The sequence below is a fragment of the Streptomyces sp. NPDC087300 genome (assembly GCF_044744425.1).
GTDB lineage: Bacteria > Actinomycetota > Actinomycetes > Streptomycetales > Streptomycetaceae > Streptomyces.
This window is the reverse complement of record NZ_JBIUYI010000006.1, coordinates 578,027-599,711: the sequence shown is the minus strand read 5'-3', so window position 1 is coordinate 599,711 and position 21,685 is coordinate 578,027. Positions and strand designations below refer to the sequence as shown.

Genomic DNA, 21,685 nt, shown 5'->3' with positions numbered 1-21,685 from the left:
AGGACCCTAGCGAATCCAGCGCCCCCGGCCCAACCCCCTCTGGCCAGGGACTTTACGAACGGGGCCCCAGAGCTTTGCCGACTCTTTAGGACCTTGGTCCCGTTTTAGTTTGCCTGCGGCAACCAACTGCTTCTATCGTTGCCCTAAGCAACAAACAAGTACACAGGAGGTGCCGTGGCCGCGCAGCGTCAGTACGAGGAGCTGGCCCGACAGCTCAGCGCCATCGGTGCCGTGAAACGCGGCCTCGGCCGGGGCCTGCCGCACGACTGTCCCGGCGGCTCCGCCGCCGTGCTCATCCTGCTCGACCGGCACGGTGCGATGCGGATGAGCAGGCTCGCGGAACTCCTCGCCGTCGACATGTCGGTGACCAGCAGGCACGTCGCCCACGTCGCGGAGAAGGAGTGGATCCACCGGGATCCCGACCCCGCGGACAAGCGCTCCCGGATCCTGCGCCTCACACCCGACGGCAAGGCCAAGGTGGACGAGCTCTCCGAGCTCTCCATCCGGACGCTCACCCACTACTTGCACGACTGGACCGACGACGAAGTGGTTCAGCTCAGCACGCTGCTCGCGCGCCTGCGCGACAGCTTCGGGGACTGCCGCGCGGCTTCGGCCCGGCTGCCCCCGTCCCCCCACGACACACAGACCACCCCAGAGACCACCCGTACACCCGCGTAGGAAAAGGAAGTCCATGGCAACAACCACACCAGCCGGTGTGCGGGGCAGCCACGCCAAGCACGGAGCACCTCACGACGAGAACGCTCCGATGACGCACCGGCAGATCATGGAAGCGCTGTCCGGGCTGCTGCTCGGCATGTTCGTGGCGATCCTGTCGTCGACGATCGTCTCCAACGCCCTGCCCGAGATCATCGGCGACCTCGGCGGCGGCCAGTCCGCCTACACCTGGGTCGTCACCGCGTCGCTGCTCGCGATGACGGCGACCACCCCCCTGTGGGGCAAGCTGTCCGACCTCTTCAGCAAGAAGGCGCTCGTACAGATAGCCCTGATCATCTACGTCGGCGGATCGGTCGTCGCCGGGCTCTCGCAGAGCGCCGGGATGCTGATCGCCTGTCGTGTCGTCCAGGGCATCGGCGTCGGCGGTCTCTCCGCCCTCGCGCAGATCGTCATGGCCGCGATGATCTCCCCGCGTGAGCGCGGGCGTTACTCCGGTTACCTCGGTGCGACCTTCGCCGTCGCCACCGTCGGCGGCCCGCTGCTCGGCGGCGTCATCACCGACACCTCGTGGCTCGGCTGGCGCTGGTGCTTCTACGTCGGCGTGCCCTTCGCGATCATCGCGCTCATCGTCCTCCAGAAGACCCTGAAGCTCCCCGTCGTGAAGCGGGACGTCAAGGTCGACTGGGCCGGCGCCTTCTTCATCAGCGCCGCCGTCTGCCTGCTGCTCGTCTGGGTCACCTTCGCCGGTGACAAGTACGACTGGATGTCCTGGCAGACCGGCGCCATGGTCGGCGGTTCCGTACTGCTCGCGCTGATCTTCGTCTTCGTCGAGTCCAGGGCGAGCGAGCCGATCATCCCGCTGCGCCTCTTCCGCAACCGCACCATCACGCTCGCCTCGCTCGCCTCGCTCTTCGTGGGTGTCGCGATGTTCGCGGGCACGGTCTTCTTCAGCCAGTACTTCCAGCTGGCGCGGGGCGAGTCCCCGACGATGTCCGGCGTCATGACCATCCCGATGATCGGCGGACTCTTCGTCTCGTCGACCGTCTCGGGACAGGTCATCACCAAGACAGGCAAGTGGAAGGCCTGGCTGGTCAGCGGCGGTCTGCTGGTCACGGCCGGGCTCGGACTGCTCGGCACCATCCGGTACGACACCGAGTACTGGCACATCGCGATCTTCATGGCCCTGATGGGTCTCGGCATCGGCATGATGATGCAGAACCTGGTGCTCTGCACGCAGAACCAGGTCGCTCCCGAGGACCTCGGCTCCGCCAGCTCCACCGTCACGTTCTTCCGCTCGCTCGGCGGCGCGATGGGCGTCTCGGCGCTCGGCGCCATCATGGCCACGCGGATCACCGACTACGTCAAGGACGGCATCACCGACCTCGGTCCCAAGGCGGCCGCGCAGTTCGGCCACGGCGGCACCGGTGGCGGCGGCATCCCCGACCTGGACAAGATCCCCGAGCCGTTCCGCACGGTCATGGAGAGCGCGTACGGGCACGGCATCGCCGATGTCTTCCTGATCGCCGCGCCGATGGCGTTCGTCGCCTTCCTGATCACGCTGTTCATCAAGGAGGTGCCGCTGCGCACCTCCGGCGCCCTGGCCCAGGCCACCGAGGGCGACACGGCGCAGGGCCCCGGCCCGGCCGCCGTGCAGGCCGCGTCGGCCGCCGCGGCTCCCGCCGTGGTCGCCGACGAGCAGGTGCTCGCCTCGGTCGGTTCGGGTGCCTCCGGCGCCGGGAGCGGGCCCGAGGGCACGCAGCGGCTCGGTGCCGTGGCCAGTGCCGCGACCGGGGCCGTCACCGGGTCCGGGGACGGCCCCGGCCAACTCGGCGGCATCCCCGTCCACGGCTTCGTGCGCGGCGCCGAGAGCGCGCCCGTGCCGCAGGCCGCCGTCACGCTGATCTCCCTCGGGGGACGGCAGCTGGGCCGTGCGGTCGCGCAGGGCGACGGTGCGTACGCCGTGGACGCCCCCGGCGCCGGGTCGTACGTCCTGATCGCCTCCGCCGACGGGTTCCAGCCGCAGGCGTCCACCGTCGTGGTGGGCGCGGAGCCGCTCGCCTACGACCTCCTCCTGAGCGGCACCAGCGGGCTCAGCGGTGTGGTGCGCAACGCGGACAGCAAGCTGGCCGTGCACGGCGCGATGGTCATCGTCACCGATGTGCGCGGCGACGTGCTGGCCACCGGAGTCTCCGGCGAGCAGGGCGAGTTCACCTTCGCCGAGCTGGTCCCCGGCACGGTCACCGTCGCGGTGAACGCCGCGGGGCACCGGCCGATCGCGCTGCCCGTCGAGGTCGGCGGCGCCGGGGTCACCCGGGTCGAGGTCGAGCTCAACTCCGGTTCGCAGGTGCTCGGCACGGTGCGCGCCGGTGACGGGCCGCTGAACGACGCGCGGGTCACGCTCGTCGACGCGGCGGGCAACGTCGTCGCCACCGCGACCACCGGGGCGGACGGGGCGTACGCCTTCACCGACCTGGACAGTGGTGAGTACACGGTCATCGCGACCGGATACCCGCCGGTGGCCACCGGTCTCACGGTGACCGGCAGCGGTGTCGACAACCACGACATCGAACTCGCCCACCCGGGCGAGTGACCGACCCCGGCCCGTGGCCGCGCCCCGAGCGGAGGCGTGGCCACGGGCCGGTTGCTAAAAGGCCCCCGGGCCGGCGGTGGCGTTCACGGCAGGGGACGGCCGGTCATCGCCGCCGGGGGTCGTTCTTTTTTCTTTCTTGAGCTTGATTGAGCTTGGTATGGCAAGGAGTAAACGGGATGGGACTGAACGCTCGGATCCGCACGCGCGACGGCTGGGCCGTGCCGCACGCCGTCGTCACGGTGACGGACATGACGGGGACGCAGGTGCTGCGCGTGGACGCGGACGACGAGGGCGTCGTACGTGACGCCACGGTCCTCCCCTCCGGGCCGTACACCGTGATCGTCACCGCCGTCGGCTACGCCCCCGTCGCCTCGACCGCGCTCGTCACCGCGAGCGGACGCGCCGAGGTCGGCAACGTCGTCCTCGCCCGCCAGGGCGGCACGGAGCTGCCGCCGCCGGGACCGTGGACCATCGACCCCGCGCACTCCACGGTGGGCGCCGTCGCGCAGCACCTGGGGATCACCAGCGTGCACGGGCGCTTCACGGAGTTCGGCGGGCGGGTGGAGATCGCCGAGGACGTCGAGAAGTCGCGCGTCGAGGCGGTCATCCGGTCGGCGTCGATCGACACGGGCAACGGGATGCGGGACGGTCACCTGAAGTCGCCCGACTTCCTGGACGTCGACCAGTACCCGGAGATCACCTACCGCTCCAGCGGGCTCACTCCCTCCGGGACGGACCGGTGGACGGTGCACGGGGAACTGGGCATGCACGGAGTCGTGCGCCCGGTCGACCTCGACCTCAGCTACCTCGGGACCGGGGCGGACCCCTGGGGCGGCACGCGAGCCGCGTTCCGCGCCACGGCCGAGCTGCGGCGGGAGGACTTCGCGATGAACTACAACCAGGTGGTCCAGGCGGGGATCTCGGCGATCGGCACGACGCTGAAGGTGGAACTGGACATCCAGACCGTGCAGGGGGACGCGCTGCCTCAGGCGTGAGGTCGCTGGGCGCGGGCCGGGGCGGGGATTGTCTGCGGGTCCGGGTGGGCTGGTGCGCTCTGTTCGTCTGTGGGGCGGGGCCGCGGGGGTATGTACGTACTCGCTATCCCGGGGCGGGGGCCAATGGACTTGCTTCCTTGCCTCGGTGGCCGCTTGTGCTCCGTGCGCACATACCCCCACGTCCCCTCAGGCCGGCTGCGCGACTGCGCCCCGGCGGGGGTGGCCCCACATACACCCCGGACCGCGCCGCTGCCCCAGTCCACTCGGCGCCCCGGTGGGGGCGGCTTTCCATACACCCCGGACTGCGCCGATGCCCCTAGTCCACCCCATGGCCCCACCGTCCCGCACCCGCGAGCGCGACCCGAGGGGACGCGGCGGTATGTCTGCCCGGAGCACAAGTGGCCACGAGCCGAGGTGCATGAATGTGGCCGCTCACCGGGATAGCGAGGACGGACATACCGCCGCGGCCCCGCCCCCGAGACGCACCCGAGGCGGGACAGGAGCCACCGGCCCCTACTGGCCACCCAGAGGCGCGGAGAAACGGGTGGGCGGGTGGGAAACGCCCCTACCGGGGCCCCTCCTCACCGAGGAGCGACTCGATGCCCGCCACCAAGAGATCCAGCGCCGTGGCGAAGTCGCGGTCCCACATCTCCGCGACGGTGTCCCCGCCCCGCGCCGCCGTCAGCCGATCCGCGCTCTCCAGGATCTCGTGCGAGCCGAGGCCCTCCCGGACCGTCTTGATCGCGTCCTGGTAGTACTCGTCCTGCGTCATCCCCGCCTCCCGGCTCCGCGCCGTGACGAGCCCCTCGATGGTTCCGAAGCCGTAGACGAACTGGAAGACCGCCGAGATCGCCCCGTTGTGCCGGTGCGCGGGCAGGCCCGTGTTCCGTACCGACCGCTGCACCGCGAGCGCGAACGCCAGCCAGTTGGGGCCGATGTTGAGGAACTGGCCGACCAGCGGCGACACCCACGGATGCCGGAACAGGAGCGCGCGGTACTCGGCCGCGAGTTCCCGCAGCTGCTCGCGCCAGGCCTCCGGCGCCGACTCCGTGTCCGGCAGCGCCATTTCGCCGCAGGCCGAGTCGAGGGCGAGTTCGAGCAGGTCGTCCTTGGTGTCGACGTACCAGTAGACGGACATCGCCGTGACGTTGAGTTCGCCGGCGAGCCTGCGCATGGAGAACTTGGCGAGCCCCTCCGCGTCCAGGAGCCGGATCGTGGTCTCGGTGATGCGGTCCCTGTCCAGGCCGTTCGGCTGGTCGCCCTTGCGGCCGCGGCCGCGTGGTGCCTTCTCCTGGAGCCAGACGCTCGTCCGCGCCTGCCCCTTCGTGCGCGCGGCTGCCGCCTTCGCCATGGCGCGCCTTCCTCGTAGTTCCTCGGTGGATGAGCGGACGGGCGGGCGGCGGAGTCGTCTGGAACACGCCCCTCCGCCCGCCTCCGATGCTATGCCGCCTGCTCCCGCAGGGAGTCTGCCCTCTCCGCACGGCGCAGCAACGCCGCCGCGAGGATGCCTCCGAGGAACACCGCCACCGCGGCCACGAGCTGGCTCGTCTCCAGGCCCGAGGCGAACGCGTCGGCGATCCGGTCGCGTTCGCCCGTGCTCTTCGCGGCCGCCATGGCCGCGGGGAACGACACGGCGGAGACCGTGACGAGCGAGGCGAAGCGGGAGTTGAGGACCGCGCCGAGGACGGCGACGCCCAGGCCGTTGCCGAACTCCGCGAGTGTGCCGTTGATCCCGGCGCCCACGCCCGCCTTCTCCGGCGGAATGGCGCTCATGATCGCGTTGGCCATGGCGGGCATCGCCAACGCGATGCCCGCACCCATGATGACGAGCCCCGCCAGCATGCCGTTGTAGTCGTCCCCGCCGAGCGTCGCGATCACCGCGAGGCCCGCCGCGGTCAGGCTCATGCCCGCCAGGATCGTCGCGGGCGTGCCCAGCTTGGCGTGCACCTTAGCGCCGATGCCCGCCAGGTTGAGTGCCACGATGGTCACCGCGAGCGGCGCCGTGCGCAGCCCCGCCTCCAACGGCTCGTATCCGAGGACGAACTGGAGGTGCTGGGTCAGGAGGAAGAGCGAGCCCGAGAGACCGAACGCGACGAGGATCGCTCCCGACAGCGCGCCGATGAACCGCTGGTTGCGGAAGAAGTGCATGTCCAGCATCGGGTACGGGATCCGCAGCTCCCAGAAGGCGAACACGCCGAGGACGAGTACGCCGACCGCTGCGGAGACCAGGACCTGAGCCGACGTCCAGCCGTGCTCGGGCCCGGAGATGATCGCGTAGACCACCGACGCCATGCCGATGGTGGAGAGCAGCGCGCCCAGGAGGTCGGGGCGTTCGCCCTCCGGGTTCTTGGACTCGGGCACCAGCTTGAGTACGGCGACCAGGCCGATCAGCGCCACGGGGATGTTGATCAGGAAGATCGAGCCCCACCAGAAGTGGTTGAGCATGAAGCCGCCGAGCAGCGGTCCCGCCGCGAAGCCCAGCGAGTTGATGGTCGCCCAGAGGCCGATCGCCCTCACGCGCTCGGTGTCGTCGAAGATCTGCACGACGACGGCGAGGGTCGTCGTCATCAGCAGCGCGCCGCCGATACCCATGCCCGCGCGGGCGGCGATGAGCTGGCCCGAGGACTGCGCGAGCCCCGCGCAGAGCGAACCTATGCCGAACAGGGCGAGGCCCGTCGCCAGCATCTTCTTGCGGCCCCAGCGGTCCGCGGAGCTGCCCGCGGTGAGCAGCAGTCCGGACTGGACGAGCGAGTACGCGTTGATCATCCACTGGATGTCCGACGTCGACGCGTCCAGTTCCCGGGTGAGGGAGGGGATCGCGACGCTCAGGACGGTGTTGTCGAGCAGCACGGTGAGCTGGGCGAGACAGATGACGCCGAGGATCAGCCAGCGCTGCGGGTGCCTGGGTGCGGCGGTCAGGGACTCGGCGGTCGGCGCCGTCATGCACGCTCCTTCTAACAGCTGAGATTGCTTCTACGGTGTACGAGGCGATTGCCCCGCACACCGTAGAGCAGCTCCCATACGGCGTACAAGACGGTTTCCGGCTGCCGCCCCCGCGCCCTACTCCTTCGGCTGCGTCAGGTCGTAGAAGGTCGCGCTGCCCACCGTCGCCTTCTCGAAGGTGTCCTCGACCCAGGACGTGATGCCGGACGAGCCGCCGGCGCCGCCCATCCCACCCGTGCCGCCCCCGATGAAGTAGTGGATCTCGCCGTCCGCCACGTACCGCTTGAACTGCGCGAGCGTCGGCGACGGATCGCTGCCGTTGAAGCCGCCGATGGCCATCACCGGGTCGCCGGTGGCCAGTTGGTAGCTCGCCGCGTTCTGCGAGCCGATGGCCGCGGCCGCCCAGGTGTAGTCCGCCGCGTCCGCCTCCAGGAGCTTCTTCGCCTTGGCGGAAACCTGCGCGCCGTCGAGCAGGCCGCCCATGCCACCGCCCCGCTTTCCGCCCGGTCCGCCCGGTCCGCCCGGTCCACCCGCGCCCGTCCCCTTGCCCGGTCCGGCGCCGTTTCCGGGGACCGTTCCCTTTCCAGGGACCGTTCCGTTTCCGGGACCCGCTCCGTTTCCGGTTCCGTTTCCGCCGGGGAACCCGCCCTGCTGGCCCGCGCCGCCCGGCGGCTGCCGCGTTCCGCCGTCGGCGCCGGGACGGCCGCCGCCGGGGAAGCCGCCCGGACCGCCCATCCGGCCCGCGGACGCGGGGCCCGCCGTCACGATCGAGCCCGTGTGCGCGCTGTCCACCGTCGACAGGGTGTACGCCACCGGGCCCGCCACGGACGCCGCGAGGCCGAGGCCCGCCGCCGTCAGGGCGAGGTGGCGGCCCGCGCGGCCCGCCAGCAGCAGGCCCACCGCCGCCGCGCCGCCCGCGACGAGCACGGCCCAGCGCAGCCACGGCAGGTAGTCCGGCGCCCGGCCCAGCAGGACGTACGACCAGACCGCGGTGCCCGCGACGGCCGCGCCGAGCACCCCGCGCGCCCGCCACTTGGCGCGCTCCTCCCACAGGACCGTGGCGCCCATGCCGACCAGCGCCGCGACGTAGGGGGCGAGCGCCACCGTGTAGTACTGGTGGAAGATCCCCGCCATGAAGCTGAAGACCGCCGCGGTCATCAGGAGCGAGCCGCCCCAGGCGACGAACGCCGCCCGCGCCGTGTCCGTCCTGCGGGCCCGCCAGGTGAGCGCGAGTCCGGCCGCGAGGAACAGCAGCGCGGCGGGCAGCAGCCAGGAGATCTGGCCGCCGATCTCGGAGTTGAACATCCGGCCGAGCCCGGTCTCGCCCCACTGACCGCCACCACCGCCGCCGGGTCCGCCGCCCCCGCCCACGCTGCCGGTCTCCTCGCCGTTGATGCGGCCGAGTCCGTTGTAGCCGAAGGTCAGTTCCAGGAAGGAGTTGTTCTGCGAGCCGCCGATGTAGGGGCGCGACGCCGCGGGCCACAGTTCCACGATCGCCACCCACCAGCCGCCCGCGACGGCCATCGCGCCCCCGGCGAGCGCGAGTTGACCGAAGCGCCTGCGCGGCCGCACCGGCGCGCACACCGCGTACAGGACCGCGAGCGGCGGCAGGATCAGGAACGCCTGGAGCGTCTTGGTGAGGAAGGCGAAGCCGACCGCGACGCCCGCCCACACCAGCCACTTGGTGCGGCCGTGCTCCAGGGCGCGAAGCACGCAGTACACGGTGACGGTCATCAGGAGCGCGAGCAGCGCGTCGGGGTTGTTGAAGCGGAACATCAGCGCGGCGACCGGGGTCAGCGCGAGCACCGCGCCCGCGATGAGTCCGGCCGCCGGGCTGAAGCGGCGGCGCACGGCCGCGTACAGCACGCCGACCGTCGCCACGCCCATCAGGACCTGGGGCACCAGGATCGCCCAGGAGTTGAGCCCGAAGAGGCGTACGGACAGGGCCATCGGCCAGAGCGACGCCGGCGGCTTGTCGACGGTGATCGCGTTGCCCGCGTCGAGCGAGCCGAAGAAGAGGGCCTGCCAGCTCCTGCTGCCCGCCTGGACGGCCGCCGAGTAGAAGGAGTTGGCGTAGCCGGACGCGCTGAGGTTCCACAGGTAGAGGGCCGCGGTGGCGAGCAGCAGGCCGAGCAGGGCGGGGCGCGCCCAGCGCGGGTCGTCGGCGCGGCCGCGCCACAGCCGGGCGAGCGGCGCCGACGCGCGCCCGCGGGCCCCCTCCGCCCGGGGCGTGTGAACTGCCGCCGGAGCGGCGGGTGTTGTCGTCATCGGGCGTTCCTCGGGTCGGGTGCGTGGGGGGCCATGTCGTACGAAGGCGGCACCGTCTCCGCCGCGCGGTCCGGGAACACCCAGGCCCGCAGGAGCAGGAAGCGCAGCACGGTCGCGGCGAGGTTCGCCGCGATCAGGACCGCGAGTTCGGTGGAGTGCGCGGGGTCGCCGGAGGCCGCGCCGAGTGCGGCGAGCGAGCCGCTGGTGAGGGCGAGGCCGATGCCGAAGACCACCAGGCCCTGCGCCTGGTGGCGCATCGCGCGGTCACGGCCGCGTACCCCGAAGGTGAGTCTCCGGTTGGCCGCGGTGTTGGCGACGGCGGAGACCAGGAGGGCGAGCGCGTTGGCCGCCTGGGAGCCGGTGAACGTACGGAAGCCGCTGTAGAGCAGCAGGTAGCAGAGGGTGGAGAGCGCGCCGACCACGCAGAAGCCGACCAGTTGGCGGGCCAGGCCGCCGGGGACGCCCGCGAGCTCCCTGTCGCGCGGGTCATCGCCGAAGGGGCGGGCGAGCCGGTCTAGGGGCAGCGCGCCGACCGCGAGCGCGCGGCCCACCCGCCAGACGCCCTTGAGGTCGTCCGTGGCCGTCCGCACCAGGTGCACGGTCGACTCGGGGTCGTCGACCCAGTCGACGGGCACCTCGTGGATGCGCAGCCCGGCCCGCTCGGCGAGGACGAGCAGCTCCGTGTCGAAGAACCACCCGGTGTCCTCGACCAGCGGCAGCAGCACGCGCGCCACATCGCCCCTGATCGCCTTGAAGCCGCACTGCGCGTCGGAGAAGCGGGCGTGCAGCGAGCCGCGCAGGACGAGGTTGTACGCCCGCGAGATGAACTCGCGCTTGGGCCCGCGCACCACCCGCGAACTGCGCGCGAGCCGCGAGCCGATGGCCAGGTCCGAGTGGCCCGAGATCAGCGGGGCGACAAGGGGGAGCAGCGCGTTGAGGTCGGTGGAGAGGTCGACGTCCATATACGCGAGGACCGGCGCGTCGGAGGCGGACCAGACGGCGCGGAGGGCCCGGCCCCGGCCCTTCTGGTCGAGCCTGACGTGCCGTACCTCCCGTACGGACGCGGCCAGTTCGGCGGCGATCTCGGGGGTGCGGTCCGTGGACGCGTTGTCGGCGACCGTGACGCGGAAGGGGTAGGGGAAGGTGCGGGCGAGGTGGTCGCGCAGCCGCTGGACGCACGGCCGCAGGTCCTTCTCCTCGTTGTATACCGGGATCACGACGTCCAGGACGGGCACTTCGCGCCATGCGGCGGGAAGGTGTTCCCGCAACGGGAGGACGCCCGGGGAAGTGTCGGTTCGCATGGGACCGACCGTCGCCGGGCGGACTGTCAGGGCTGTGTGGTGAGGCTGTGATCCGCCTGTGAGGGGGGCTTTCCGACGTCCTCGGGCCGTACGGGGGCGGCGGGCAGCGTCACCGTGAAGACCGTCCTGCCCGGCGCGCTCTCCACCGTCACCGCGCCTTCGTGCGCCGTCACGATGGCGCGCACGAGGGCGAGGCCCAGGCCCGTGGAGCCAGCGTGGCGCGAGCGGGAGGCGTCGCCGCGCGCGAAGCGTTCGAAGACGGCGGGCAGCAGGTCGGGCGGGATGCCGGGGCCGTCGTCCTGGACCTCCAGACGGGCCAGGTCACCTTCGCGCCGCACCCGGGCCGTGACGGTCGTGCCCGGCGGGGTGTGGCTGCGGGCGTTGGCGAGGAGGTTGACGACGACCTGGTGCAGGCGCGCGGGGTCGGCGCGGACGAGGGCCGGTGCCTCGGGCCCCGGGAGTTCGAGCCGCCACCGGTGGTCGCCGCCCGCGGCGCGCGCGTCGCCGACCGCGTCGACGACGAGCATGGCGAGATCACTGTTCTCGTACGAGAGCGGCTGTTCCGTGTCGAGCCGCGCGAGCAGCAGCAGATCCTCGACGAGCCCGGTCATCCGCTCGGCCTCGGACTCGATCCTGCCGAGCGCGTGCCGCGTGTCGGGGCCCGTGGACTCCCTTCCCCTGCGGGTCAGTTCGGCGTAGCCGCGGATCGAGGCGAGCGGGGTGCGCAGCTCGTGGCTGGCGTCCGCGACGAACTGCCGCACCCGCGTCTCGCTGCGCTGGCGCGCGTCGAGCGCCGAGTGGACGTGGTCGAGCATGCGGTTGAGCGCGGCGCCCACCTGCCCGACCTCGGTGCGCGGATCGGCGTCGGGGGCGCGCTCGTGCAGGGCCACCTCCCCGCTGTGCAGGGGGAGTTCGGAGACCCGGGTGGCGGTGGTGGCGATCCTGCGCAGCGGGCGCAGCGCGACGCCGACCATCGCGGCGCCGGCGAGCGAGGCGGCGACCAGACCCGCCGCGGTGACGCTGACCTCGACGACGATCAGCGTGTTGAGCGTGTTCTGGACCTTGGTGGTCGGGACGCCGACGAGGAAGTCGCCGGTCATGCCGGGCGTGTACGTCACGCGGTACTCGCCGAGCCCCGGGATGTCGACGTTGTGCGGGTCGCCGTCCCTCGGCACGGAGGCGAGCGCGGCGACCTGGCCGTCGTCCAGGCGGGTGGCGTCCGGCAGCGGACTGCCGCTGTCGCGGTCGGCCTCGGTGCTGACGAGCGCGCGCCCGACCGAGCCGTCCCGCACCTCGGCGCCGATCGTGCCGAGCTCCTGCGGACCCCGGGAGACGAACTCCAGCGGATCGCGCTCCCCGCCGGGCCCCGCGGGTCCCGCCGCGCGCTTGGCGATCCCGTCGAGCGCGCCGTCCAGCTGGTCGTACAGGTGCGACTTGAGCGCGATGGTGGTGACCGTCCCGATGACCGCGCAGACGACGGCGATCAGCGCGACGGCGGACAGGACGAGACGGGTGCGCAGGGTGCGGGGCGCACGAGGTTTGCGGGGCGTACGGGGTGCTCGGGGCGTGCGGGATGCACGGAGCGTGCGGAATGCGCGCGGCCCGGACCGGCGCGCCCCGGCCAGGCGTCTCACGAAGGCACGGGCACGGCGGCCTTGATCAGGTAACCCGCCCCGCGGCGCGTGTGGATCATCGGCTCGCGCCCCGCGTCGATCTTCCTGCGCAGATACGAGATGTAGAGCTCGACGACGTTGGCCTGGCCCCCGAAGTCGTAGTTCCAGACGCGGTCCAGGATCTGCGCCTTGCTGAGCACGCGGCGCGGATTGCGCATCAGATAGCGCAACAGCTCGAACTCGGTGGCGGTCAGGTGGATGCCGTCGCCGCCCCGCGTCACCTCGTGGCTGTCCTCGTCGAGGGTCAGATCGCCGACCACCAGGGTGGACTCGCTGCGCTTGCCCGCGGCGCCCGCCCGCCGGATCAGGCCGCGCAGGCGTGCCACGACCTCCTCCAGGCTGAACGGCTTGGTCACGTAGTCGTCGCCGCCCGCGGTGAGCCCGGCGATCCGGTCCTCCACCGCGTCCTTCGCGGTCAGGAACAGCACGGGCACGTCCGGCATCTCGCGGCGCAGCCTGCCGAGCAGCGAGAGGCCGTCCATGTCGGGCAGCATCATGTCGAGCACCACGGCGTCGGGCCGGAAGGCCCGCGCGGTGCGCACCGCGCCCGCGCCGTCGCCCGCGCTGCGGATCTCCAGGCCCTCGTAGCGCAGGGCCATCGAAAGGAGCTCGGTGAGCGACTCCTCGTCGTCCACCACGAGCACACGGACGGGGCTCCCGTCCGGCCTGAGCAGTTCGGTACGCGCCTGGGGCGAGGTCGTGGTCATGCTCGAAGACTGCTGGGCCGCTCTGAGAGCTCTCTTTTCTGAACCTGTGAATTCCCTGAGAAAGGGGAGCGCCGGGACCGTGCCCCGGGAATCACTCCAGCCCGAAGAGCCGCGCCCCGTTCCCGTACAGGACGCCCCGCAGCCAGTCGTCCCCCAGCCCGAGCCGCTCCAGCGACTCCAGCTGATGGGCGTACGGGTACGGGATGTTCGGGAAGTCCGAGCCGAGCAGCACCCGGTCGCCCAGGCCGGCGAGGCGCGCCGCCTCCTCGCGGGGGAACGGCATCAGCCGCTCGCTGAAGTCCGTGAACGCCATCGTCGTGTCGAGCCGCACCTCCTCGTACCGCTCGGCGAGCGCGAAGAACTCGGCGTACTCGGGCATGCCCATGTGCGCCACGACGAGCCGCAGCCGCGGATGGCGCGCGAGCAGCCGTGCCATCGGCTCGGGGCCGGTGTGCTTGCCGGGGTGGGGCCCGGTGCCGCAGTGGATGACGATCGGCACGCCGGCCTCGGCGAGCAGGCCCCAGACGCCGTCGATGAGCACGTCGTTCGGGTCGTAACCGCCCACCTGGATGTGCGACTTGAAGACGCGGGCCCCGGACTCGACGGCCTCCCGTACGTACGCCTCCACGCCAGGCTCCGGGTAGAACGTCGCGGTGTGCAGACAGTCGGGCGTGCGCCGCGCGAAGTCGTGGGACCAGCCGTTGAGCCACTGCGCCATGCCCGCCTTGTGCGGATAGAGCATCGAGGTGAACGCCAGCACCCCGAACTCCCGCAGCAGCGCGACCCTGCGCTCCTCCTCGTGCCGGTAGGTGATGTCCCAGTCGACGCCGTCGAAGAACGCCCACACCTTGTTGAGGACGCGTTCCGGCATGAAGTGCGTGTGCACGTCGATCAGTCCCGGGAGGCCGAGGCGCTCGGCGAAGCGCCGGACCTCCGCCGCCTCGGCCTCGGCGGCTTCGGCCCCGGCTTCGGGCTCGGCTTCGGCTGCCGCGAGCCCGGCCTCGGGTGCGGTACTGGACGCGGTCACCACCGATGGATCACACATGGCCACCACCCTCGGCCCCCGGAGACGATGTTGTCCACCCTTACGGCCCGCCCCCCTGGAGCTTGCCCTGAGGTGACGGGGCAGGCTTCGCCGGGGTGACGGGGCGGGCCTCCCGAGGTGACGGGGCAGGCCTCGCCGGGGTGACGGAGCGGGCCTCCCCGAGGCGACGAGGCAGGCCTCAGAACAGCCCCTCCTGTTCGGCCCCGGCCCCGCCACCGCTCCCGTCCCCGTCCGGCACCACCCGCACCGGCACCGTCACCCCCGCCCCCGCGTCGGCCCGCACCAGCTCCCACCCCACGAGCACCCGCGCGTCCACCACGAACACATCCCCGGCGCCCTCCGCACTCCCCGCACTCCCCGCGCTCCCCGAACCCTCCAGATACAGATCCGGCCCCGCCGCCGCGACGAGCCGCCCCGCCACCGTCCCGCCGTCCACCAGTTCCCGTACGACCCCGGTGGCGGCCCGCAGCCCCGGCAGGCCGAACGCCGCCGCGTGGTCGACCGCCTCGAACGCCACCCGTTCCAGCGTCTCCGCCCAGCCGTCGAGCGCGACCGCCCGGCCGTGCAGCTCCGCCAACTCCCGCGCCCGCTCGCCCCGTTCGGGCAGCGCCGTCCGTACCGAGCGCTTCTTGTCGTACGACACGCGGTCCGGCACGCCGAGCGCGGCCCGCAGCAGTTCCTCCGTGCGCCGCGCCGCCATCAGCGGCCCGCGCCCCAGCCAGCAGAACGCCACCGCCCCCTGCTCCAGGAGCCGCACGGCCCCCCGCTCCTCCGCCGTGATGCCCACCTTCAGCAGACCGGGACCGAACCACGCCAGGTACACCCGGTACGTACGCGGATCGTCGGGCACCCCGTCCGCCGCGACCGAGAACGCCCGGTCGAGCCGCGCGCACTCCGGGCAGCGCGCCTGCGTGGCACGCCCCGGCACCACGGCCCGGTGGGGGCACGGGTTGCCCCGCGCGCCCACGCAGCGCCGCTCACCGACGGCCCGGAAGCCGATCTCCTTGCCGTACGGCAGGTCGCTGCGCCTGCCCCCGGCCCACCGCAGCACGGGCCTGCCCTCCGGCCAGCCGAGCCCCGCGCAACGCCACTCCACCGTGCTGTTCCCCTCGTCCTCGTCCCGCCGTACTCCCGCGCCACCGGCGCAGCCCGTACGCCACGGTGACGGCCCCGAGGAGCGGTCCCCAGGCGAGCAGCGGCGCGTAGCAGAGCGTCATGACCCACCACAATGCTCCGTCGGGCGCATCGGGTGACCCCATGTTCTCCGAGTCCGTCCAGGTGGACGCGCCGAGGAACGTGACGAGGGTGACGGCGACCGCGCCCAGCGCGGCGGGCACGACGGCGGCCGCCGTGGGGATCCGCCGCCCGCCGAGCAGCGGCACCCGGCCGGGCAGCACCTCGCCCCACCGGTGCACGAGCCCCAGGGTGAGCAGCCCGAGCGCCTCGGCGAACAGGCTGAGGCCGATCAGATAGAGGGAACCGATGCCGGGGAAGTGGGCGGGGTCGAGGAACCCGCCGAACCCGGAGTCCCACCCGAAGGCGATGGCGATCCGCCACAGCCCGGACGGCAGGACGCTCAGCGCGGCACCGTGCGCCGCCCACCGGGCCCACCGCGGCACACCACCGACCGCCTCAGCCACGGCGCACCGCCCCGGGCCCCGGCAGCGGCGCGAGGTCCGCGTGCACGACCGTGAACCCGCCCTCGACGACCGGCGCGAACGGCGCGGGCGCCATGCAGGTGCCGACCTTCGACTCGACGGCCTTCCCCTTCTCGTCGGTCTCGCGCGGCTCGAAGTTCACGATGGCCCAGCCGAACCCGAGCCGGTCGGGCTCGCCGCCCCGCCCCTGCTGCACGCTGAGCCCGAACCGCTTGCCCACCTTCTCGACGTTCGACTTCGTGACGGTCGCGGTGAGCGTCGCCGTCCCGCCCCCGGTGACCATGCAGTCCACCCGCGCCCGCGACCAGCCGGTCTTCACGCCCTTCGAGGCGTGCGAGAACTTCACGGTGCCGCGGGCGTCGGTCGGCAGCCCCGGCAGCGGGAGCCCCGGCATGGGCCGGGTGAAGGGCACGGACTCGGCGTCGACGGTGAACTTGATCGTGTCGTCGGGGGAGTAGGCGTAGTGGATCCGCCCGGATCCCTGGACCCGGGCCTTCTCCGCGCCCACGTTCCCCGCGCTCGCCTTCTCCGCGCCCGCCTTCACCCCGTCCGTCCCCGCTCTCTTCCCCGCCGCGTACGAAGCGGTCGCGGCGGACGAGGAGTGCGCGGCCTCGTCCGCCGGGGCGGGCCCCGCCGCCACCACTCCGGCGAGCACGGCGACGGCCCCCGCCGCACCGATGACACGGACCCCGCGGGCACCCCGTACAGAACTGGTTCGCATGGTGAACTTCCCTTCCGTCACGGCTCCTTGCCGGACGAGAAGAAGCCTCACCCGTGACCCCCGCCCCGGCCCATCCGCCGATCAGCACAGAGATCCGCCCAGCTCCTCCGGCTCCTATGCCGTTCGGCAGAGGGCACCGGCCGATCTCCCCCTCGTACGCTGACCAGGCGCCCCACCAGGGCCACGGCGGGGGACACGGGGACGACGGGGGACGGCGATGACGGGGACGGCGACCGCGCAAGTGCTCGCGGAGGGCACAACATCCGTACAGGCATGGGTACTTGGGGGTGCCCCCACCCTCGCCGCGCTCTGCGTGCCGGCCGTGGCCCTGGCCCGTCGGCGCCTCGACCGGCTCGCGCCGCCCACCGCGGTCTGCGCGGTCCTCTCCCTGGTGGCCAGCTTCGGCTACCCGGCGGCGGGGCTGCGCACCGGATCGGCCTGGAAGCTCGCGGAGGCCGCGCTGCTGCTGCTCCTGCTGGCCGCCGTGGTCCGCTGGTCACCGTGGCGCGAGGTCAGGCTCGTCGCCCCGCTCACGGCGCTGGCGACCGCCGCGTGGCCGTTCCCGCTGGTCGACGGGTCGTTCCTGGAGCGGACGGGCGCAGCGGCGTTCTGGCTGCTGCCCGCCCTCGGCGCGGTCGCCGCGGGCGCCTACCCGCGCCGCGTGGAGCTGCGCCGCAGGGCCGACGTCACCGAGGCGCGGCGCGCCCAGCGGCTCCAACTCTCCCGGGATCTGCACGACTTCGTGGCGCACGACATCAGCGGCATCGTCGTCCAGGCGCAGGCGGCCAGGTTCGTCGCCGCCACCGATCCGGCGCAGGCGGTGCTCGCCCTGGAGCGCATCGAGAGGGCGGGCCTGAACGCCCTCGCGTCGATGGACCGCACGGTGGAGATGCTGCACGGCCCCGAACGCTCGCCCACCGTCGCACTGCCGGGAATCGACCATCTGCCGTCCCTGGTCGACGAGTTCACGGCGGCGGGGACGGTCGGGGCCGAGCTCCGGCTGCCCCCGGAGACCGCGGGCGTGCTCTCCCGCGAGGCGGGCGCGGCCGCGTACCGCATCGTCGTCGAGGCCCTGACGAACATCCGCAGGCACGCGCCTTCGGCCACGCTGGCCCGGATCACCCTGACCCCCACGCCCACGTCGGTGGAGCTCCAGGTGTCCAACGACGCCCCCGGCCCGCGCCGCGTACCGCTCCCCCGGCGACGCGCCACCCGCGGCGGCCTGGGCCTCCCCGCCCTGACGGAACACGCCGAGGCCCTCGGCGGCACGCTCACGGCGGGCCCGCACGGCCCGGCAGGCTGGCGCCTGACGGCGACACTCCCCCGCACCACCGACCCCACGCCCACCTCCGCTCCCACCTCCACACCCGGACCCGTCCCCGCACCCGCACCCACACCCGCCCAGGAGCCGCAGCAGTGACGACGACCGCCCCGGGGACCCGCATCGTCCTCGCCGACGACCAGGACGACGTCCGCAGCGGATTCCGCCTCATCCTCGACTCCCAGCCGGACATGACGGTGGTCGGCGAGGCCGCCGACGGACTCGCCGCGGTCGAGCTCGCCCGGCGCCTGCGCCCCGACCTGCTCATCGCGGACATCCGCATGCCGGGCCTCGACGGCCTGGAGGTCACCCGCCGCCTCGCGGGACCCGGCGTCGCGGAGCCGACCCGCGTCCTGGTCGTCACGACCTTCGACCACGACGACTACGTCCGCACGGCCCTGCGCGACGGCGCCTGCGGCTTCCTGCTCAAGCGCTCGGGCCCCGGGCTCCTCATCGAGGGCGTGCGCGCCGCGATGGCGGGCGACCTCCTGATCAGCCCGCAGATCACCCTGCGCCTGCTGCGTACGACCCCGGCCACCGGACCCGAACCGGACACCGCTCCTGCCCCGCTCTCCCCCCTCACCGCCCGCGAGGAGGAGATAGCCCGCCTGGTCGCGGACGGCCTCACGAACACCGAGATCGGCGCGGCGCTCTTCATCTCACCGGGCACGGCGAAGACCCATGTCGCCAACATCCAGGGCAAGTTGCGGGTCCGCAACCGGGTCGGCATCGCGGCCTGGGCCTGGGAGTCGGGCGTGGCGCGGCTCAACAGGTGAGGTGCCGCCCCGGCCGGACGCGCAGCACATCGGTGAACTCCCGGTACAGATCGACGCGGTGCCGCATCTGCCGGGGGTTGCCGCCGTCGCACTCGGCGGTCCCGTTCAGACTGCGGATGGTCTCGCCGAAGCCCGCGCCCTTCACCATCGCCGTGTGCCCGCTCATGGTCCCGGGGCCGCTCTGCGTGTTCCAGTACCAGAGCGCGGTCATCCAGGCGACCTTCGGATCGCGCTCGACCAGCCAGGGGTTGTTCAGCAGGTCGATGCCGAGGGCGTCGCCGGCCGCCTTGTAGTTGAAGTTCCAGCTCAGCATGATCGCGCCGCGCCCGTAGTAGGCGTCGTGCCCGGCCGGGCACCCGTAGGGCTGCGTCTCGTCGCAGAAGATCGGGTACGTGTCCGTGTTCTGCGCCACGACGTAGAAGAGCCCGCCGGTCTCGTGGCTGACGTTGGCCAGGAAGGCGGCGGCCTCGCGCTTGCGCAGGGCCTTGCTCCCGGTGCGCGCGAACTCCGGGTACGCGCGCGTGGCCTGCACCAGCCCTTCGTACGTGAAGAAGGAGTTCCGCTCCGGGAACATCCGCTCGAACTGCCGCTCGCTGACGACGAACCGCGGCGTGTGCGCCGCCCCGCCCTCGGCGGCGACCGCGACGGATCCCCCGCCGGGCCCCCCACCGGACACGAACCCGCCCCACACCAACAGCACGGCCAGCACGGCCGCCACACCTCTTGAGCCTCGCCTGAACACCGGCAACCACCCTTCGGGCACGCACACCAATTGGTCCGGACCATTGTGCTGCCCATGTCAAGAGCGCGTGGCGGGGTCCCCGGGCGAGGCCCCGTCAGGGGCACGGGGGACTGCGCGCGCACCCCCCGAGAACCCGCACCCGCCAGGGGACCTGCGGCGGGCAGACGCGAGCGCGCACCCCTCCCCCCAGCGGAGCTCTACGCCGAGAAGGCCAACACCGACCGCGACGCATCCACCCGAGGCGGCGACAACTGCGTGAACGCGATGAGCTCCTTCTCGTCCGCGAACCCGCCGAGCCGCTCGCGCACCGCGACCACCTCGGCGGCCTGCTCCGCCGACCACCCCAGGTGCCGCACAAGGACGTCGGCCGGCACCGTGTTCACGTCGACGAGCCCCCCGTCGTCGTACTCACGCGCCAGATCGGGCCGCCCGATCCCCATCTCCGCGGCCGCCACGGGATGCTCGGCCAGCACGCCGCGCGCCTTGCGCCGCAGCTCATCGCGCCGCATCGCGGCCTTCAGGACGTCCTGGTTGACCTGCTCCGGCCGCCGCTCCCGCTCGGCACTGGCCCCGCGCCGCAGCCCGCTCATCGCCGCGGCCGTGTGCGCCGTACCGACGAGCCACACGCAGGCGGCGAGCCCGACGGCCCAGTTCTCGGTGTCGTCCTCGGGGATGAAGACGAGGGCGACGACGGTGGCCGCGGCGTACAGCGCGGTGAAGACGGTGTTCCGCACCCGGTTCACCCGCCCCGAGAGCCACCCGAAGGGCACGGCCGTCAGCAGACCGACGGAGAACAACGGAACCAGGACCCACCACATCGCCCCGCGCGCCGGGGCAGCCTTCTTGTTCATGATGTCCCGATTTTACGACCTTGCGAAGGTAGCCCCGATTGCTCCCCCTGTCGCCCGAGCCCGACCCGCCGGCAACCCGAACCCGAGAACGACCGAAGGCCCTGACGATTTCTCGTCAGGGCCTTCGGTCTGCTGTGCACTCGGCAGGATTCGAACCTGCAACCTTCTGATCCGTAGTCAGATGCTCTATCCGTTAAGCTACGAGTGCTTGTTTTTTGTTTTCTGTCTTCGCTCCCCGGCCTTGCGGCCCGCTCGCGGCGACAGGAAGAACATTACATGACCGCCGCCGCCATGTGAAATCCGTTAGTCGCACCCGTTGTGAGCTGCGAAAACATCCCTGGCGCCGGGCACTGTCACCACCCCGGACGCACCGAAGCCCCGGTCCTCAGGGACCGGGGCTTCGGATCGTGAAGCGGAGGCGGAGGGATTTGAACCCTCGATGGGATTTAAGTCCCAAACCGCATTAGCAGTGCGGCGCCATAGACCGGACTAGGCGACGCCTCCAGCTTTTGCACTCCTGCGCGAGCGCGGGGGTGCGTGCAGATGATGACACAGCCTGGTGGCGTGTCACCAATCGCGGCCCCCACGGTACTAGGCACGCGGCCCCGAGAGCAAAGCGCTATCGGAGCCCGCATCGCGGCGCGGCGTACGGCGTTAGAGGAGGTGGCGGATCCCCTGTCCGCCGTACGTACGTCCGCGCACCGCCGCGTACTTCGTACCTCCCCACCCCACCCGTACCCAGTGGAGCCCCCATGCTGCGCCGTCTCGCCCTCACCGCCGCCGCCTCCGTCGCCGCGCTGTCCGCCCTGCCCGCCACCGCGCACGCCGACACGGACGTCGTCGCCCCCACCGACCGGCTCACGGTGACGGTCACGGACTCGGGAGGCGAGGGCGACGGGACGTACGTACTGAACTGTCACCCGACGGGCGGCTCGCACCCGGACGCGGGCGACGCGTGCAGGCGGCTCGACGAGGTCACCCGTTACGGGACCGACCCGTTCGCGCCCGTGCGCCCCGACGCCATGTGCACGATGCAGTACGGCGGACCCGCCACCGCGCACGTCACGGGGACCTGGCAGGGGCGACCTGTGGACGCGACGTACGACCGGCACGACGGCTGTGAGATCAGCCGCTGGGACGCGCTGGTGCCGGTGCTCCCCGCCGCCTCGGCGTAAGCGCTCGGCGGCGCCCCGGCCCGGCCTCCGGGACCACGCCGCCCCGCGTCTTGGTACGAGCCCGGCCACGGACCCTCTCAGGACCCCGGGAGAGCCGTCCGACCTGCGACGACCTCTACCTTCCCGTGACCGGGCGGTACCGAAAACTCACATCTTCTGCGTGCGACCTCCCTCTCATCCGGCGTCGCGCGCGCAACCACTCCCCGTAGACTCCCTCCCGTGACACGCCACGGGCCGAGCGGCA

18 protein-coding genes and 2 tRNA genes are annotated in these 21,685 nt (G+C 72.5%); 6 read left to right on the top strand and 14 right to left on the bottom strand.

The genetic code is table 11. From position 1 onward, the window contains the following. Window positions 1–174 precede the first annotated feature (174 nt). The 3 genes from ACIO9J_RS27715 to ACIO9J_RS27705 all read left to right on the top strand — a co-directional run bounded on the left by ACIO9J_RS27715 (window position 175) and on the right by ACIO9J_RS27705 (window position 4,260). Window positions 175–678, top strand: coding sequence for a MarR family winged helix-turn-helix transcriptional regulator (locus ACIO9J_RS27715; RefSeq protein WP_402005071.1), 504 nt, complete (start codon window positions 175–177; stop codon window positions 676–678). Between the two features lie 13 nt (window positions 679–691). Beyond that, window positions 692–3,265 carry an MFS transporter gene (locus ACIO9J_RS27710; protein ID WP_402005068.1) on the top strand — a complete coding sequence of 858 codons (2,574 nt, stop codon included), beginning with the start codon at window positions 692–694 and terminating at the stop codon, window positions 3,263–3,265. A 176-nt stretch (window positions 3,266–3,441) separates the two neighbouring features. Then, window positions 3,442–4,260, top strand: a complete 819-nt coding sequence (locus tag ACIO9J_RS27705; protein WP_402005065.1) for a YceI family protein — start codon at window positions 3,442–3,444, stop codon at window positions 4,258–4,260. A gap of 565 nt (window positions 4,261–4,825) precedes the next feature. On the opposite strand, the gene ACIO9J_RS27700 is transcribed toward ACIO9J_RS27705, so the two are convergent. The 10 genes from ACIO9J_RS27700 to ACIO9J_RS27655 all read right to left on the bottom strand — a co-directional run bounded on the left by ACIO9J_RS27700 (window position 4,826) and on the right by ACIO9J_RS27655 (window position 16,576). Next, window positions 4,826–5,611 (bottom strand): TetR/AcrR family transcriptional regulator, encoded by a 786-nt coding sequence (locus ACIO9J_RS27700; RefSeq protein ID WP_402005062.1) that lies wholly within the window; start codon window positions 5,609–5,611, stop codon window positions 4,826–4,828. Window positions 5,612–5,700: 89 nt separating this feature from the next. Continuing rightward, window positions 5,701–7,203 (bottom strand): MFS transporter, encoded by a 1,503-nt coding sequence (locus ACIO9J_RS27695; RefSeq protein ID WP_402005059.1) that lies wholly within the window; start codon window positions 7,201–7,203, stop codon window positions 5,701–5,703. Window positions 7,204–7,320: 117 nt separating this feature from the next. Beyond that, window positions 7,321–9,471: a glycosyltransferase family 39 protein gene (locus ACIO9J_RS27690; RefSeq protein ID WP_402005056.1), complete on the bottom strand. Its 2,151-nt coding sequence runs from the start codon at window positions 9,469–9,471 to the stop codon at window positions 7,321–7,323. Then, window positions 9,468–10,772: a glycosyltransferase gene (locus tag ACIO9J_RS27685; protein WP_402005053.1), complete on the bottom strand. Its 1,305-nt coding sequence runs from the start codon at window positions 10,770–10,772 to the stop codon at window positions 9,468–9,470. Before ACIO9J_RS27685 ends, ACIO9J_RS27690 begins: the two co-directional genes overlap by 4 nt. Before the next feature lie 26 nt (window positions 10,773–10,798). Next, complete coding sequence (locus ACIO9J_RS27680) at window positions 10,799–12,292, bottom strand: sensor histidine kinase (RefSeq protein WP_402005436.1); 1,494 nt, start codon at window positions 12,290–12,292, stop codon at window positions 10,799–10,801. 110 nt (window positions 12,293–12,402) lie between these two features. Beyond that, window positions 12,403–13,152, bottom strand: a complete 750-nt coding sequence (locus ACIO9J_RS27675) for a response regulator transcription factor (RefSeq protein ID WP_402005050.1) — start codon at window positions 13,150–13,152, stop codon at window positions 12,403–12,405. Between the two features lie 91 nt (window positions 13,153–13,243). Beyond that, window positions 13,244–14,197 carry an amidohydrolase family protein gene (locus ACIO9J_RS27670; RefSeq protein WP_402005047.1) on the bottom strand — a complete coding sequence of 318 codons (954 nt, stop codon included), beginning with the start codon at window positions 14,195–14,197 and terminating at the stop codon, window positions 13,244–13,246. A 178-nt stretch (window positions 14,198–14,375) separates the two neighbouring features. After that, entirely contained in the window at window positions 14,376–15,293 is a 918-nt protein-coding gene (locus ACIO9J_RS27665; RefSeq protein ID WP_402005044.1) for a DUF2797 domain-containing protein, read from the bottom strand. Continuing rightward, the gene (locus ACIO9J_RS27660) at window positions 15,175–15,837 is read right to left on the bottom strand and encodes a hypothetical protein (protein ID WP_402005041.1); all 663 of its coding nucleotides are present in this window, start codon (window positions 15,835–15,837) and stop codon (window positions 15,175–15,177) included. Before ACIO9J_RS27660 ends, ACIO9J_RS27665 begins: the two co-directional genes overlap by 119 nt. Further along, window positions 15,830–16,576 (bottom strand): hypothetical protein, encoded by a 747-nt coding sequence (locus ACIO9J_RS27655; protein WP_402005038.1) that lies wholly within the window; start codon window positions 16,574–16,576, stop codon window positions 15,830–15,832. Before ACIO9J_RS27655 ends, ACIO9J_RS27660 begins: the two co-directional genes overlap by 8 nt. 217 nt (window positions 16,577–16,793) lie before the next feature. On the opposite strand from ACIO9J_RS27655, the gene ACIO9J_RS27650 reads away from it, so the two are divergent. Together ACIO9J_RS27650 and ACIO9J_RS27645 are read left to right on the top strand one after the other, a co-directional pair. Further along, window positions 16,794–17,996 (top strand): sensor histidine kinase, encoded by a 1,203-nt coding sequence (locus ACIO9J_RS27650; protein WP_402005035.1) that lies wholly within the window; start codon window positions 16,794–16,796, stop codon window positions 17,994–17,996. Next, window positions 17,993–18,673 carry a response regulator gene (locus ACIO9J_RS27645; protein ID WP_402005032.1) on the top strand — a complete coding sequence of 227 codons (681 nt, stop codon included), beginning with the start codon at window positions 17,993–17,995 and terminating at the stop codon, window positions 18,671–18,673. Before ACIO9J_RS27650 ends, ACIO9J_RS27645 begins: the two co-directional genes overlap by 4 nt. On the opposite strand, the gene ACIO9J_RS27640 is transcribed toward ACIO9J_RS27645, so the two are convergent. The 4 genes from ACIO9J_RS27640 to ACIO9J_RS27625 form a co-directional block, all read right to left on the bottom strand. Beyond that, on the bottom strand, window positions 18,663–19,382 hold the full coding sequence (locus tag ACIO9J_RS27640; RefSeq protein ID WP_402005433.1) for a chitinase: 720 nt from the start codon (window positions 19,380–19,382) through the stop codon (window positions 18,663–18,665). The two genes, ACIO9J_RS27645 and ACIO9J_RS27640, sit on opposite strands and share 11 nt — an antisense overlap. Before the next feature lie 230 nt (window positions 19,383–19,612). Further along, entirely contained in the window at window positions 19,613–20,266 is a 654-nt protein-coding gene (locus ACIO9J_RS27635; RefSeq protein ID WP_402005029.1) for a hypothetical protein, read from the bottom strand. A 135-nt stretch (window positions 20,267–20,401) separates the two neighbouring features. After that, window positions 20,402–20,474, bottom strand: a tRNA-Arg gene (locus ACIO9J_RS27630). A gap of 205 nt (window positions 20,475–20,679) precedes the next feature. Beyond that, window positions 20,680–20,770, bottom strand: a tRNA-Ser gene (locus ACIO9J_RS27625). 248 nt (window positions 20,771–21,018) lie between these two features. Here ACIO9J_RS27625 and ACIO9J_RS27620 point away from each other — a divergent pair. Further along, a complete protein-coding gene (locus tag ACIO9J_RS27620; RefSeq protein ID WP_402005026.1) occupies window positions 21,019–21,441 on the top strand; it encodes an SSI family serine proteinase inhibitor in 423 nt (140 codons plus the stop codon). Window positions 21,442–21,685 lie beyond the last annotated feature (244 nt).